The sequence below is a fragment of the Streptomyces sp. MK37H genome, from assembly GCF_018035285.1.
Classification (GTDB): domain Bacteria; phylum Actinomycetota; class Actinomycetes; order Streptomycetales; family Streptomycetaceae; genus Streptomyces; species Streptomyces endocoffeicus.
Genome location: NZ_JAAAYH010000217.1, coordinates 1 through 15223, shown reverse-complemented (window position 1 = coordinate 15223; position 15223 = coordinate 1). Strand labels below are relative to the sequence as shown.

10 protein-coding genes and 2 pseudogenes are annotated in these 15223 nt (G+C 69.3%); 4 read left to right on the top strand and 8 right to left on the bottom strand.

Annotated elements, in window-relative coordinates:
• The 3 genes and pseudogenes from GWI24_RS46625 to GWI24_RS26715 all read right to left on the bottom strand — a co-directional run.
• Window positions 1-525: pseudogene (locus GWI24_RS46625) on the bottom strand (transposase); the annotation flags it as partial.
• A 435-nt stretch (window positions 526-960) separates the two neighbouring features.
• A complete protein-coding gene (locus GWI24_RS26720) occupies window positions 961-1764 on the bottom strand; it encodes a TnsA-like heteromeric transposase endonuclease subunit (protein WP_374103344.1) in 804 nt (267 codons plus the stop codon).
• A 108-nt stretch (window positions 1765-1872) separates the two neighbouring features.
• Window positions 1873-3270, bottom strand: a complete 1398-nt coding sequence (locus tag GWI24_RS26715; protein WP_210948458.1) for a DNA-binding protein — start codon at window positions 3268-3270, stop codon at window positions 1873-1875.
• A 185-nt stretch (window positions 3271-3455) separates the two neighbouring features.
• On the opposite strand from GWI24_RS26715, the gene GWI24_RS26710 reads away from it, so the two are divergent.
• The 4 genes from GWI24_RS26710 to GWI24_RS26695 all read left to right on the top strand — a co-directional run bounded on the left by GWI24_RS26710 (window position 3456) and on the right by GWI24_RS26695 (window position 7447).
• Complete coding sequence (locus GWI24_RS26710) at window positions 3456-4064, top strand: hypothetical protein (protein WP_210948457.1); 609 nt, start codon at window positions 3456-3458, stop codon at window positions 4062-4064.
• Window positions 4058-5482, top strand: coding sequence for a hypothetical protein (locus GWI24_RS26705; RefSeq protein WP_210948456.1), 1425 nt, complete (start codon window positions 4058-4060; stop codon window positions 5480-5482). The genes GWI24_RS26710 and GWI24_RS26705 overlap by 7 nt, the downstream gene beginning before the upstream one ends.
• A 663-nt stretch (window positions 5483-6145) precedes the next feature.
• Complete coding sequence (locus GWI24_RS26700) at window positions 6146-6364, top strand: hypothetical protein (RefSeq protein ID WP_210948455.1); 219 nt, start codon at window positions 6146-6148, stop codon at window positions 6362-6364.
• A gap of 66 nt (window positions 6365-6430) precedes the next feature.
• Window positions 6431-7447, top strand: coding sequence for a helix-turn-helix transcriptional regulator (locus GWI24_RS26695; RefSeq protein ID WP_210948454.1), 1017 nt, complete (start codon window positions 6431-6433; stop codon window positions 7445-7447).
• A 441-nt stretch (window positions 7448-7888) separates the two neighbouring features.
• Here the strand turns inward: GWI24_RS26695 and GWI24_RS26690 are convergent.
• The 5 genes and pseudogenes from GWI24_RS26690 to GWI24_RS26670 all read right to left on the bottom strand — a co-directional run.
• Window positions 7889-8125: pseudogene (locus tag GWI24_RS26690) on the bottom strand (IS5/IS1182 family transposase); the annotation flags it as partial.
• Window positions 8068-8877, bottom strand: coding sequence for a Helicase associated domain protein (locus GWI24_RS26685; protein WP_374103345.1), 810 nt, complete (start codon window positions 8875-8877; stop codon window positions 8068-8070). The pseudogene GWI24_RS26690 and the gene GWI24_RS26685, both read right to left, overlap by 58 nt.
• A gap of 219 nt (window positions 8878-9096) precedes the next feature.
• Window positions 9097-11256, bottom strand: a complete 2160-nt coding sequence (locus GWI24_RS26680; protein WP_210948452.1) for a helicase associated domain-containing protein — start codon at window positions 11254-11256, stop codon at window positions 9097-9099.
• 166 nt (window positions 11257-11422) lie between these two features.
• Window positions 11423-14092 (bottom strand): DEAD/DEAH box helicase, encoded by a 2670-nt coding sequence (locus GWI24_RS26675; protein ID WP_210948451.1) that lies wholly within the window; start codon window positions 14090-14092, stop codon window positions 11423-11425.
• Window positions 14059-14616 (bottom strand): hypothetical protein, encoded by a 558-nt coding sequence (locus GWI24_RS26670; protein ID WP_247616928.1) that lies wholly within the window; start codon window positions 14614-14616, stop codon window positions 14059-14061. Before GWI24_RS26670 ends, GWI24_RS26675 begins: the two co-directional genes overlap by 34 nt.
• Window positions 14617-15223 lie beyond the last annotated feature (607 nt).

Genomic DNA, 15223 nt, shown 5'->3' with positions numbered 1-15223 from the left:
CGCGAGCAGCAGCGCCGCGTCGACGGCCTTGGTCGCGCTCGGGCACAGCACGGCGGCGAGGATTGAGCGGGTGGCGACGTCGACGGCGATGGTCAGTTCGGGCCGGGCCAGGCGCCCGTCGTCGAAGAGGGCGAGGACGTCCAGGCGGGTGGTGTCGACCTGGACCTGTTCGCCGGGCCGCAGCGCCGTGGCGGGGGTGAAGGCCCGCCCGTCGACGCTCGCCGGCACCTGCCTCACGGGCCCGGTGGGCAGTTCACCGGGCCGGGCGAGAGCGGTGACGAGCCGGTACAGCGTGGCCTGGGACGGTGCGGGCACTGTGCCGGGGCCGTGCTGGTCGGCGAGGATCTGGTTGATGAGCGGGAACAGGCCGTTGATGGTGCCGCGGGAGCGGCCGCGGCGGCGGCGCAGCGCTTCGCGGACGGCGGCGACGACCCGTTCGTCGGCCCGGCCGGTGGGACTGGGAGTACGGGTGGTGCGGTGGTCGAGGAGTCCCCACAGTCCTTGTTTGCGGTAGGCCAGGCGCATGCGCTGCACCGTGGTGCGGCGACACCCGGCCGAAGCCCAGCGCGGTCAGCTCTTTCGCTTTGGCCTGTTCACGCTCGGCCAGCGTGTGCCGCTCCGGGGCGTACTGCGGCCGTACTGGTCCTTCGCTGCCGGGCCCGCCGGTGAGCCCGCACTCGACTTCTCGCACGTGCCGCTGCCAGGCCAGCGCCTTCTCGCGTGCCGCGGCGGGGGCGGTCTCGAACAGCCCCCACTGCGGGGCCGCCTGCGGCGCATCGGCGCCGATGACGGTGAAGCCGGGGTCGGAGAACAGGTGCCCGGCGAGCACGGCCTGGCCGCCGCCGTCCGGGCCGACGAGCCGGATCTCCTGCCCCGAGAGGGCGACCACCTGCCATGTCATGCCGTGGAACCGGACGCGCGCACCGACCGTCACGGCCGGCCGGACACCGCGCCGCGCGGTCACCGGGCGCCTCCCTTCGTGCCCTGGCCGTTCCAGCTCCGGGGCCCGACGAGGGTCCGTTCGTGCAGCGGCGTCGTGAGGTCAGCCGTCAGCTGCCCGTGCCATAGGGCATGGAAGACGACGGGCAGGACGGCGATCGGGTCGCCGGCCGCCCCGGCCCCCTCGGTCAGCGGCCGCGGCCGCATGAACGCCTCCACAACCGCCGCCGCTAGACCGGGGCGGCCGGTGTTGCGGGGGTGGCGATAGCCGGCCAGCCACTTCAGGTTGGCGGCCAGGACGTCGTCGAGCGGCAGCAGGCGCCGGTAGGTCCAGCCGATGTCCGCGCACGCCTGCGCGACCGCTTCGGCGGCGTTCCTCGCGCGTTCGCCGCCCGCGTCGGGGTGGCCGGGGCAGTCGGCGAGCAGCGCGGTGCCGTCGGTGTGGCGGGCGAAGAGCTGCGGCACCCAGGAACGCACCCGCCCGTGCGGATCACGCCACAGCAGCCGCACCGGCCGCCCCGCCAGGCCCGTCACGTCCCGATCGCGGTCCAGGACCATCAGCTGGACGCGCATCGCGTTCGACCCGGAGGCCACGTGCCGCCCGGTCGTCGCCGACCACCACAGGCCCGGCCCCCAGCGCCGGCCCGGCACCACCGGGAACGCCGACACCGGCGGCAGGTCCTCGAACGCCACGGTTATGGCGGCATCCGCCCATCGCTGCTGCACCGCCTGCCCCACCGGGTCGAGGAACACCGCCTCGAACCCACCGCCCTGGTCCACGCCCGCCCGCCCCGCCCGGCCCCGGGCTGCTCCTGTGCTGGTCACCCGCGCCAGCCAAGCCGCTCCCGTCGGCAGACGCCGCCGTTTTCAGTGTTTCTGCCACGAACGGGTGCCGTATCAGCTAACAACCGAGTCGCCCCTGGCGCATCGCTCTCAGCCGCTGTCTTCCTGCCCGCCAGGGGGCAGCATCTCCCGGAGCACCTCGACGGGCATGTTCACCCACCGGGCCACCTCCTGAAGGGGCACTCCGCCGTTCACCGCCGCCACCGCGGTCCGTTTCCAGGCGTTCTCGATCAGACCGGCACTGTGACCGAGACCGCGCAGCAGCCGCCGGGCGACGTCGGCGGTCGGACCGGTCTGCACACCGCGCAGCTGCAGCAGCTGCTCCTCTGCGCTGTCGACAGCGCTGGTGATGAGCCTGCGCTGCTCGGCGGGTACCGCAGCCCGCCACATCGTCCCCGAACCAGGTGCCTTCTTCTCCTTGCCCAGCACCCGCAGCTGGCCCGCCATGGTTGCGACCTGGTGTTCCTGCCGCAGCCACCACGGGTCGTTGTCATACCCGGGCGGCCCGCCAGCGCCACGGCGAAGACGGATGACACTGCCCATCCACGCGATGAGCGGCCCGCCGAGGTCCGCCGCGGCCAGCGGCCCCAGCCACCCACGCCCCAGCCGCTCACCGAGCCTGCGGCAGAACATCCCGTCGACGGGCAGCGCCCGCGGCCGCCCGGCACCGCTGTCGGCCCACACCAGCTCGGCCATGGCCGGGTCCAGCAGAGCCTCGGCCACCGCCACCACCTCCGGGAAGACGACCGCGTCCCGCCCCACGATCCGCCAGCGCTCCAGACCACCACCGGCATCCCCGCCCGCAACCTGATGCAGGCGCTGCGGCCAGATCGTCTCCCGCTCCCAGCCAAAAGCCTGTTCCCACCACCGGGCCGCCACCGCCCGCGCCAGCGCGAACACCCGCTCCGGCTCCGCACCGGCCCGCACCGCCCGCCGCGCCACCCCGGCCCACCGCCGCTGCGCCGCCACCACCTCCGGCATACTCCGCACGTCCAGATACTCCAAGGGCTGGTCGGCGTCCGCGTCCAACTGCCAGCGCCCGTGCCGCAGACACACCCGATCCCACCGCGGGGCGTACCGCACCACCCGAACGGCCGTCCCCGTACGCCGGGCCGCGCACAGGCGGCAGCCGAACGCCACCGGCCCGGCGACCGCGCCCCCGGTCCGCCACGCCGCCGCCGGCACCCCGTTCTTTCCAGCCGACAGCTTGGCGTCCTCCTGTCTCCAGGACGGCAACGCCCGCGCCAGGATGTCTTCCTCGACGCCGCACAGGCCTGCCAGGAGCTGCCGTCCGGCCGCGTTCAGCAGCACCTCGGCGTCGGCCCGCGCGCCCCCGCCGTCGTGCCCCGGCGGGTAGTTGCGCCACTGCCAGCAGGACCGCAACACCTTCGCTTCCATCCCGTAGCGGCTTGCGATGCGGCGGATCAGCGACGAGGTCGTCTCCCCCTGCAGGGGAGCTGTCCGCAGGAGGCCGGGGTGATGGGGCACTCCATCACGGTCTCGCGTTCGCTGATCCGGGTGGGCGTTTTCGCAGTAGCTATCCGGTCCTCGGCCCGTCGTCTGCTTACTTCCCCAGGCCGTGGGTCTCCCGGTTGGAGCCGGCAGGCGTTGGCGTGCCGGGGATTCGGCCATTCGAGCGCACCGTGATGATCCGATCGCACTAAGCTACGCCTGTGGTGGTTGGCGAAGATGCTCAGGTGAAGGGCTTCTCGGGAGCCCGCAGAGCCAAGCAGTGGCTCGAGGGCACGATGCGCATCTTCGGCGCATACGCGAACACGGACTCGGAGTCCTGCGGCCGTCGGCTGACTCTGTCCTGGCCGTACGGAGGCCGGACGTTCTCCTTCGATCTGGGGGGCGCCATGCGCGGCGACCCCTACCAGAACGACATGTTCTGCGCGGAGGTCAAGAACTACGCGCAACCAAGCGATCAGGGAACGCAGTTCGACGAGTTCCTCGCCAAGTGCTACGTAGCCGCCCAGGCCCAGCACCACCTCAGCGATCACTTCATGTGGATCACCTGGGCACCCTTCCGCGCGAACTCCTGGTCCACCCTCAACTCACCCGGCCAGGTGGAAGCCGCGGTCCTTCAGCACAGCAGCCGCGTTTTCGGCACCAGCGACACCGAGGAAGCCCGAAGACTCCTGGACAGCGAACTCGCCCAGTCGGTCGCCGCACGCCTGTGGCTGATCGTGCTCTCGGACAAGCAGGAAACCCTCCTGCCGCTCAAGGACTGGGCAGCCATCGTCGCCGCCGAACTCACCCGCAGAGAGGGTTCGTGGTGAACATCGTCGAACAGTCGATCTCCCAGGCCATGGACGAGCCCGACGACCGGATGATGTTCACCCGGGTCAAAGACATCGTCGCCCTGCACATGCGCCGCATGGACCCCGGCGCCACCGTCACCAAGACCGAGTTCTTCAACCACACCCATGTCCCCGACATGGTCCTCGAATGGCCCGGCAGACCCCGCACACCGCGCCGGTTCATCTATCTGCGCACCACATCGGACCAGCGCGAACTCGAGGACGACCTCCATCGCCTTCCCCGTGACGACCGGCCGGTGCTTCTTGCTCTCGGTCAACTGCCCACTGCCCGGCAACAAGGGGATCTTCCCCCGTTTTCCGGCGGCAGCACCGCGCTGCTCCTCGACGCTTCCGCGCTCGGCGCACTCCAGCCGGCCGACGACTCTCCTGGCATCCCCCATCTGGTGTCCCGCTCCGTTCTCGAAGGCGGCCGCGGCACCCTCGACAAAGCGGCGACCGAGGAGTTCCTGAATACGGTCGTTCAGGGGGCGGAGGCCGCTCGCGCGGGAGAGCGCGTTCCTACCCGCGACGCCGTCGACGCTCTCACCGCGCGGATGACCACCGACGTCGCCGACCGGATGTCAGCCTTCCTCGCCGCGCTCTGGCAGGGCGGCGGATCCACGCTCGCCAGCTTTCCCGCGCCACAGCGAGGTGTCGGCCATCTCGACGAGACGGCCCTGATGTACCTGCTGGAATCCGAAGACATCGCCGACGCCGCGTTCTGGAACCGGGTCGTCCGCATGATCAGCCTCCCTATCCTGCTGCGCACCCCGGCCGCCGGCGCAGGCAATCTTCAGCACCTGATGCGTGAGGCGATCCGGCTCTGGACCAGCCGCGTCTGCATGATCGTGCCCGGCGCCGCAGACGCGGACATCAGCCCGTGGCGCTGGGCGGTGAAGGCCGGCCAGCTGATCCTGCAGACCCCGCGTTTCCATGCGCTGGTTGCCCAGTCCCGGCGCCAGCTCCCGCAGGGGCAGGAGCACGATCTGCCCCGCCTCGACGAGGTGAGGAACAGGGCCGACCGCTTCGGCATCCCGTTGACCTCTCTTCGCATGATCGTGACGGACCGCCAAGTCGGATACGGCGGCCCCGGCGACGACATCTCCCACGACGCCCAACTCGACGGCATCAGTGACGCGCTGGGACAGGCCGAGGGAGTCATCGAGGCCGATGCCCGCATCCCCTCCGGCGAGACTCTCCAGTGCCTGTTCAGCACCGGAATCGCCAGGGCCCGCGGCGCACGTACCCAGGTACCGCTGGACGCCCTCCTCGGTACAACGACGCGCCTGCTCTCCGATCTCTCAAATGATGAAGCCGAGAAGATCACCCAGTTTCTCGGTGCCCAAGGTCCACCCCCCGACCAGCCATGGAGCCAGCCCAGCTTCGACGACGTATAGGACTTGCGCGAGGCCGCCGACAGCGCTGTGGGCGCTGACAGAACCCGGTGAGGGTAGGCAACGGCACCGAAGCTCCTCCAAGAAGCTGACTGCCACCGTGACGACACTGGAGCCCATCTTGAAGCACTCCGGAGCGGGCGTGCCGTGCGGAGACTCCGCCGTGCTCCAAGTAAAAGCAATGGGGTTCGCCGGTCAGATCACGGCGAACCCCATTGCTTGAGCGTCCTGCGCCAACAGCACGCTCACCTCGTATCGCGCGGTGCACAGTCCGGGTCAGAGACTGAGGTGCCCGGCGACCAAGGCCACAGCCCTCGCGGGCTCGTGCCCAGCATGTCATCCATCATCGGGCGATGCTGCACCGAAGGTGCTGCCCCTGACCGCGTTGGCGGTACATCTTCTGAAGAATGGCGCCTTGGCTTGCACGAACGCGCCCGAAGGACGCGGTTTTTAAGTACAGACTCTCTATGTGCTGTGGACAGGTTTCTGAAAAAGAGCCCCGAATTGTTCAGAATCCGTTTACATCGGAATGGACATCGCCCTCGCGGGTCGGCCAGCATGAGGGCGCCAGATCAGCCTTGGCGCCAACCAGGGCCTGGCATCGAACTAGTCCGGGTCAACGAAGCGGAATTCACGCTTCCACTAAGAGACTGAGGTGCCCGCGCCATGACGTATGTCGTGAGGTCCAGCAGCCTTCCGATTCCGATCGGTCCGCTGACGATTCTGCAGAGCCGAGAGATCACTGCCGCGACGGTATGGCTGGTGATCGTGATTCTTCTCGCGGTCATCGTGCTCGTGGTGGTCGGATGCGCTCCGCCGGCCGCTGTCGCGGCAGTGGCCGGCGGAGGCCTGATCGCAGGGAAGCTTCGCCAGGAACTCGCCTGATGTCCTCCGCGGGGGTCAGCGGCTGAGGCTGCCCCCGCGGGCAGTTCAAGGTCCTCTGGAGAAGACGTGGGACGTCGCATCAACCAGCTACCTATTGGACAGGGAAATCCACGGGTCCTCGAATTCGCCGCCGCGCTCCGCGTGCTCCGCGAGCGGGCAGGCAGCCCTACCCTCGCGCAGATGGCTAAGAGGTGCGGCGTCTCTGCGGCGTCGTTGTCCAAAGCCGCAGGGGGATATGAGCTGCCATCGTGGCGAGTGACGAAGGCCTACGTGGAGGCGTGCTCCGGCGATACCAGGCGGTGGCGCAAGGACTGGGAAGAGGTTCGCCGGGAGATCCGGCCCAGAGAATTCGTCAGTGAAGACTCTGCGGAGTCGCTGCATCTGGGCCCTGAGGAGCGGCGGAGGGCTTCTTGGCCCCGCACGTGGGAACGTTGGGACAGAACAGGGATCATCCTCCCTTCACACCGCGCCGAGACGTATCTGGACCTGAGGCTCGCCCTGCAGTCCCTTCGCGCTTACCGCTCGCTGTCACTACGGCAGCTTGCCCACCTGATGCCCTACTCACATTCGAGCGTGGCAGCGGTGCTGTCAGGAGCACGGCCGGTGTCTCCATACTTCCTGCGCAACTACTTGGAAGCCTGCGGTGTAACCTCACCCACGGAACTGATCAGCTGGTTCGACCTCCTTTCTGTGGCCAGCCCTGAGCATCAAAACGATGCAGCTCGTAGTCGCTTGATGGCCATGGCCGTGAATGGTCGACACAGTGCAAGCTCCCGGACCTGGCGCTCTGGGGCGCTGCCAGTGAGTGCAGAGATTGTGCGACTCAGGAAGTTCTCCCTGCAGGTGAGATCGAAACATCTTAGGGAATGGCTTTCCGTGAGTCTCTCCAACAGAGAGAAGCGGACCATGTTCCGGCGATTGGAGAAGCACTACGGAATGAACTCCGTTGACCTTTCACTGTTCGAGCGGGGGGAGTGGGAACTCACACTTATGGAGGTCAACCGGCTGGTAGGCGAAACCAAGAGGCTGGGCTACACCGATATAGACCCTCTCGTAGAGTCCGTGTTCCGCAATCCGGCGTGACGGCGCTGTGGTGCGACAAGCAGGTCACGTTGGCCGGCGCCGTTGAGGCGGGCGTGACGCAGGAACGGGAAGCATCGGGCGATGTCTCAAAACGATCCGAGCGGACTGGCTTGGTACTGGAAGCGTCGGGCGTAGGGGCTGCGCTCTACGGGTGGATGCCGGTGTGGGTGAGGAGGTGTTGTTGGTGGGGGTGGAGGGTGTGCCAGCGGGTGCCTTGCTGGGCGGCCCAGCGTTGGAGTGTGTCCGGGAGGGCCTCGTTCCCGCTGATCGTGGCGCGCTATTGCTGCCAGGTGCGGTGCCAGGTGTAGGGCCAGGGTGGGTTCCACCACGGGTCGAGGCTGGTGAGGTGTGCAGGACGACGAGTAGCCGCTCGACACTGGGGCACGGGGTGAACGACGCATTTTCGTCCGCGACGTGCTGGATGGCCTGCTCGTTTCCCCGTCACCCGGCGAGGACGAGGTTGTGCAGGCGGGCAATGTCGAGCATGGCGTGGTGGACGCCGTCGCCTTTCAGGCGGCAGTCGCGCAGGATCTTCCAGCTCTTCATGCGGGCGAAGGCGTGCACGACGCGAGCACGGACCTTCCGATGGGAGGGGTTGTGCTCCTCCCAGAGCCGGGCGCCTACCCGAACGGGGACGGCGCGCGTATGCCGATGGCTGTCAGTAACGCCTGTTGGTGGGGGTGGAGTTGGGGATAGAGGGTGGTTTGTTTGCGGGCCCAGCGCTGGAGTTCGGGCGGGAGGGGCTGGCTGGTGGCGTGGAGGGTGCGGTGTTGGTGGTATTTGCGTTGCCAGGCGAAGGGCCAGGGCGGGTTCCACCAGGGGTCGAGGAGGGTGAGTTCTTGCAGGGTGCGGGCGGACAGGAGGCCTGCGCGGGTTTTGCGTCGCTGCTGGATGAGCCAGCGCCCCAGAGCGAAGCCGTGGTGGCGGGTGTGTTTGGGCACGGCGAGGTGCCCGTGTCCGGCGGCGTAGGAGCGGGCGTGGGGGAGGCCTTCGCCCGGTGGGTAGCGGCGTGTCGTCGTGGGAGTCGGCACGGGTTCGGTGGCGGGCGCGGCGCCGAGGCCGGCCAGGAGTTCTTGCTGGGTGGGGTGGAGGCTGTCCCACAGCTGTGTCTGGGTGGTGATCCAGCGGCCTTGGGTCGCGGTCAGGTTTCCGCTGGTCGTGGCGGTGCGTGCCCGGTGGTAGGCGCGCTGCCAGGCCAGGGGCCAGGGTGGGTTCCAGTGTGGGTCGAGGGCGTTCAGCGCGGCGATCCGGGCGGGGTCGGTGCGCCCGTCAGCGACGCGGTGTCGTTGGCGTAGGAGCCAGCGCCCCAGAGCGAAGCCGTGGTGGCGGGTCGGTTCGGCCATGGCCAGGTGCCCGTGTTCGGCGGCATAGCTCCGTGCGTGGGCGAGCCCTGTGTCTACGCAGGCGGGGTTTTGGCCGGCGTCGGTCACTGCGCGGGCGACGGCAGAGGTGATGCCGATGTCCGCGAGGAGGTTCTGCTGCTCGGGTTGCAGTACGTCGTGCCGGGCGCACTGACGGCGCAGCCACACTGTCACCTCGTCCTCGTCCCCGCCGTGATGCGGGCCGGGCACCTTCAGCCGTCCTTTCTGCCATCGCTTACGGGCCTGTTGGTAGCACCGCTGCCAGGGATAAGGCCACGGCGGGTTCCATCAGGGATCGAGTTCGGCCAGCAGCCCGCCACGCGGCCACGCGCCTCCGGTGGCCTGAGCGTGTCGGCGGTCCTGGCGGCGCTGCTCCACCAGCCAGCGGCCCAGGGCAAATCCGTCGTGCACGTACTCCGAGGGCACTGCCAGGTGCCCGTGTGCCGTGGCGAAGGAACGAGCGCTGGCCATGCCGTCCAACGCCCACAGACCGGCAGCAGCAGCCTGCTCGTTCACAGCCTGGGACGCCCTGGTCCCGCCCCGCACGTTCGCGGCTTGCTCGGCCGTGATGCCGATGTCGGCCAGCAGGCGCTGCTGGCCGGGGTCCAGACGCCGATAGGCTGCGCATTGTCGCGACAGCCACAGGGCGAGTTCCGCTTCGACTCCGGGAAATCCGTTCCCCGCATCGAGCCCGCCCCTGCTCTCCACCAGCTGCTGAACCTGCACGTAGGTGCGCTGCCAGGCTGGCCTCCAGGGTGGGTTCCACCAGGGATCGATGGCGTCGAGTGCGCGGGAGCGCTCCGTGGGCTCCGGGCTCTGGCGCTCCCTGTGGCGCTGGCGTGCGAGCCACGATCCCAGCCGATATCCCTGGTGCATCGTGTCCTTGTCCGCGGCGGCCAAGTGACCGTACTCGGCGGCATAGGACCTGGCGTGCATCAGCCCCGTCTCGAAGCTGGCCTGGATGGGGACCCGCCGCGGCAGAGCGGCGCGGGCCGCCTCGGCCGTGATGCCGATGTCGGCCAGCAGACGCTGCTGTTCAGGGTGGAGAGTGCTGTAGTGGGTGCACTGCAGATACAGCCACTCGCCGTTGAGTATGTGCGTGCCGGGAAATCCCGCGGCTGCATCGGGCGGACCGGCAACCGCGGCGTGATCGCGCGCCCGGTAGTACGAGCGCTGCCACTGCACCGACCAGGGGACATTCCACCACGGGTCCAAGGCGGCCAGTGCCTGCGCACGGTCCGGCGCCATTGCCCAGGCCCTGGTCTGGAGGTTGCCCAGCCATTCCCCAAGCCGATAGGAATCGACCACGGTGTCCTTCGGGACCGCGAGATTGCCGTGTTCGCGCACGTAGCGGCTGGCATGCGCCAGGCCGGCTGCGAAGGCTTCGTCTGCCTGCCGACTGTGTCCGCGCCGCCGCTTGCCCTCCGCACACTGGCCGCCGGTCCCCACGCGCGCCCGTACCGCGAGTTCGTCCGCCAGAGGGCGCTGACGGTGAGCCGGAGCCACCATCCACATCTCCTGGCCCTCAGCGTTTGTCCCGCCCTGCGCCCGCACGCACTGATACGCCCACGCGAAGAGAGGGCCCGACGTCTCCTGCGCCAGCTGTTCCACGTACCAGGGCCGCCGTACACAGTCCGCAACAGCCCTCAAGAGCGTCGGTAGATCAGCCAGGCGAAAGGGAACATGGCCCTGTGCCTCGGCCACCACACGGCGCCGGAAGTCGTCACCGGCCAGCAGCGCGGCCAGGGCAACGGTCTCCGGATAGGTCACCAGCTCCCGCGCCACGACCTGCCACGCGTCCTGGTCCAAGCCGTCACTGTCCAGGCTCCGTAGCCGCGCCGGCCACACATGCTCCCGCGGCCATGTCTGCCACCACCACGACGCGGTCACTGCCTGCGCCACCTCAAAAGCATCCGCTGCCCGCGCGGAACGGCACAGCAGCCTCACGTGATGGTGCCGGGCTTCCAGCACCTGCCCGCTCCCGGCCAGGCTCACTACTCGGCCGACCGTGGCCGGGATCTGCATAAGCCACCGGTGATGAGGCAGGCACACCCGCTGCTCAGGTCCCAGATACAGGCGAGCAGCCTCCCTCCTCCCGGTACGCCGCGCCGTGCACGCAGGGCAGGCTGGTCCCCAGCGCCGCACCTTCTCCGCGGTGTGGTGAAACTGCGCTGCCGGCCCTTTGGCGAAACGCCGACGAGGCTCCTCCTGCGCCCAGGCGGGCAACGCCTGCAGCAGGTGGTCCTGCGGGACGCGGCACAGTTGCGCTACCCGGTCCCGTGCTTCCTGGTTCAGATAGATCTCACTGTCCGGCCGCGCCCCGCCCATCACGTTCGGCAGTCCGCCCACATCAAGGATCGCCGTCAGCAGGTCCCTGAACGCCATGCCGTAGCACGCCGCCAGCCGGATCAGGAACGACTGCGTCTTTTCCCCCTGCAGCGGCCCCACGCGCAGCACACCGCTCGGCGGCACAATCGTCCCAGTCGCTGCTGGCTCCCGACTCTGGCCGCTCATTCCGCCCCCGTCCGCCAGCCCTCTTCCCCGTAACCACCTGCGGACCCCACCCGGTTACGGCCCAAACGTGAGCGGCCTGGGCGTCCGCAAGCACAGGCGGTTATGCCCACTCGACTCCCAGCTCCGCGAGGGCAGCGCGCTGCTCCTGGGTGAGTTTGTCGCGGCGGGCCTTGGTGTTGGAGATCCACACGCCCAGCTTCACGGCCACCGGTTCTGCCTCGTCGTCGACGACAATTTCTTCGCTGTGCGCGCGTGGAACCGGCCTGCCCGCGCCTTCCCGCTCGATCCACTGGGCGAGGGCCGTCACGCCGCGTTGGAAGGCCGCTGACGCCTTCCCTGAGGTCTTGCCGTTCTTGGTGGCCGGGACTGGGGTGGGACGTTCAGCGGGCTTCACACCCAGCCTGGACAGCCGCTCCTGCTGCTCTTCCCGCAGCTCCACCCAGAAATTCGCCTGACGCTGGAGCCACCGCCCGAGGTCGTCGCCCTCGAAGGTCACGCCGGGCTGGATTTCGGGCAGGGCGCCGTGGGGTTCGTCGGCGGCGAGGTCGGCGAGGATGCGGTAGTGGCGTTGCCAGTCGAGTGGCCATGGGCAGTTCCAGTCCGGGTCGATCGCGGCCAGCTGCTGCGCGCGCTCCGCGGCCCGCTGCGGGTCTTTGCCGAGGCCGCCTTTGCGGCGGAGGTTGGCCATGTGCTGTCCGATCGGTACGGGCTTCCCGTCGGCGGGATCGTCCCAGACCGCATCCTGGCGCGGAGCGAGGTGCCCCGTGGCTTGCCGGTAAGACCGCAGTGCGGCGAGCTTCGCCTCCCACGCCTCTTCGCCGGGCTCCCACACCATCCCGGCCTCGGGCGCGTCCAGCAGCTCCTTGCGCCGTGGCTCTAGCTCCCCGGCCCGCAGTGCTTTCCGCTGCTGGTGCACCCAACCTCCAAGCGGAAACGACTGTGTCATGCCGACTTCGACCTCGGTGTCGTAGGGAACGGCGTAGAGGCCGGTGATCTCGTTCTCCTTCCGCCAGCGGATGAGGGCCTGGTAGCCCTCCAGCCACACCAGGGACTCCGGCCGGTAGACCCGGGTGCGCAGGAACGCGGCGATCGTGCCCGGGTCCCGGGGAGAGGAGAAGTGGAGCAGGGCCGAATCGGCGGCGGCCTGCGTGTCGTCCTGCTCCTGGTCCTCGCCCACCTCGCCGCCGGCCCCGACGATCCGCCCCTCTTCATCGCGCTGAACGTGCACCTTGCGCTCGCGCTTGCCTCGGGACAGTGCGCGGGAGGCGAGCTGCTCGACGAGTCGTTCATCATGCGAGCGCAGGCCCTGCAAAACGGCTACGAGGGGGCGGAACGAGGCGGAGGCGACCATGTCGGTCGGGTCCTCGCCGGGCTCCAGGAACACCGGCACGATGATCCGCGCGACCTTCGTGGAGCCGTCCTTGTTGAGCCTCAGCGCCCGGCCGATGTTCTGCACGATCTCCACCTGCGAGCCGCGGGTGTCCGCGAAGCACACGGCCTCCACGCCCCGTTCGCCGGTGATGTCCACGCCCTCCCCGAGGACGCGAACGCTCGCCAGGAACGCCCTGTGCACGCGCCGGTTGTTGGCGTCGATGCCGCCTGCGAACTGCCGCAGAACCTCACGCCGCTCACTGACGAGGTGGTCGCCGCACAGCCACGCCGACCAGACCCGGTCCGGCGGAACATGACGGCCGGCCTCTAGGTCGTAGAACTCCGCGTCGATGGACGACTTCGGCAGCTCCTCCGCCTGCGCCAGGTCGTCATCGGAGGCGTCGTTGACGTACAGCTCCGCGGCCGTCTCCGGCAGCTTCTCCGCGAACGCCGCTGCTTCCTCCACCTTCTGGTGGAAGGTCATGACCGTGCACAGGTTCCACCTGGCTGCGTGCTCCAGGAGCGCGGTCTGCAAGAGCGCGAGGCGCCGGCCCCGCTGCGCCTCTTCCGACTCGCCCAGGACGGGCGAGGGGTCGCGGATCTCCAGCACGTCGATCTCGAACCCGGCGAGGATGCCCCGCTCGATCGCCTCCGAGAGCCCGAGCTCGGCAAGCCAGGGCCCGTAGGTCTCGGAGTCCTGGCCCATCGATGCGATCTCCAGCTCCTGGCCGTCCGCGCCCTTCTGCGGCCGGGGCGCGGCGAGGATGCGCGGGGTCGCGGTGAGGTAGAGCCGGAAGTCGGCGGGGATCCGCTGGTTGTCGTGGATCGCCGCCCACGGCCTGCCAAGATCACCTGCGGTGCCGTGGGCCTCGTCGATGATGGCGAGGTCGAAGCCTGCCATCCGCTGGCCGTAGAGGCGCTCCCCGCCCGCCAGAGCGGCCTCCAGGGGCCCGCGAACCTTCCGCTGGCCCTCGGGTGCGTCGATGTCCTCGCGGTCCACCAGAGAGGCGTACGTGGCGAACACGACAACCGGTCCGGACCCCGCCCACAGGGCGAGCCGGATCGGGTTGGTGGTGGTGCGCACGCCCAACTCGTTGAGGACCGGGTCGTTCTCCAGCGAGCACACCGCGACCATCGGGGCTCGGTGGCCCACCAGGCGCCACGTCTGGGCGGTCTGGACGAGCAGGTCCAGGGTCGGCACGGTCACGAGGATCCGGCCGTCCCGGAAGCATTCCAGCGCGCACGCGGCAGCCGTGATCGTCTTGCCCGAGCCGGTCGCTGACACGATCGTGCCCCGGGCACCCTGCGGGGGCACAGATGACCTTGCAGGAAAACCCACCCACCTACGAAACGCCGACCGCTGGTCTACCTGGTGTTCCTTGAGTCGAATCGCTGACATTTCCTTGTCTCCCCTAAGCCTGAATTCCCGTGGTCTTTCAGATGGCCGCGTGCGGAATGCAAGCCCGCACCCAAGTCGTTCCAGATCGACGCACCCGCCTTGTGCCAGCCGCCGGGCTCCCCGTCCTTGAAGGGCGGCTTGTCGTCCGGGTCGTAGTGCCCGGCATCGAGCGTGCACACGACGTAGTCCCCGCCACTGTTCACCGTCCGCGCCGTGCACAGACCGCCGGCCTCACCCAGCGCCTCCAGCACCCGGGTCCGCTCCGTGGTGTACGGGTGCGTGCGCGGAAGAACCGTCTCCCGGACGTACGCCTCCAGGCGCACCAAATCGGTCCGCTCACGCTGCCTCACGTCCGCGATGCATACGGCCAGTTCAGCCGCTCCGGCCGACCGGCCGCCGCGCCGATACCAGTCCCGGTCCGCGATGCCCACCAGGGCCTCGCTCACGGCCGTCACGCCGTCATCCCAGCCGTTCGCGAACACCGCGCCCCGAGAGGCCGGCGCCATGCCAGCCAGCTCCACCACCTCGCACTGCGCCCCGGCGACCGCCCGGCCTCCAGCGCGGCCACTCGTCAGCCTCGCTCGCGGCACGCCCTGCGCCTCCAGGAGTGCGAACCCCTTCAACCGGGCGTTCCACTGTCTGATAGAGCGTCACCCGGCCCACGGAATCGCTGCTCAGCGCGGGGTCTGGTCCGGTAGATTCGTGGTGACCGGTCATCTGCGGTCGTTCCTCTCGTAATTCTGGGGAGGTTTCTGGGTGGTTGGGGGGTGTCTCGAGTTTTCGCCAACGGTACATGCTGTATTAATCTGATGCACCCACTACGCTGGAAGCCACACGAACGAGCGACCCCCACCCCTCGTAGCCAGCCCGGCCCGCGCTAGCGGGCCTCAACGCTTCTGGAGGCGCAGCCGGAAGGACCGTCAGGCGGGGAGTGCAGCGGATCCGCCCGGGAGCGCGAAGCACTCCCCAACTCCCTTACTGGAGGCTTCTACTAGCCGCACCTGACATCCCGCCAGTCACGGCCGCGCGATGCGCGGCCAGCCGGGCGCGCATCGCGCGGCCTCACCAGTCCCTGGAGCGCAGCGGAGGGGACCGCCCTCGCATCGCGAGGGCCAGCGGGAGCGCAGCGAC

Excerpts from the sequence above, each read along its gene's own strand:
- GWI24_RS26700 (WP_210948455.1), top strand. The coding sequence starts at position 6,146 with ATGACGTATGTCGTGAGGTCCAGCAGCCTTCCGATTCCGATCGGTCCG.
- GWI24_RS26675 (WP_210948451.1), bottom strand. The coding sequence starts at position 14,092 with ATGTCAGCGATTCGACTCAAGGAACACCAGGTAGACCAGCGGTCGGCG.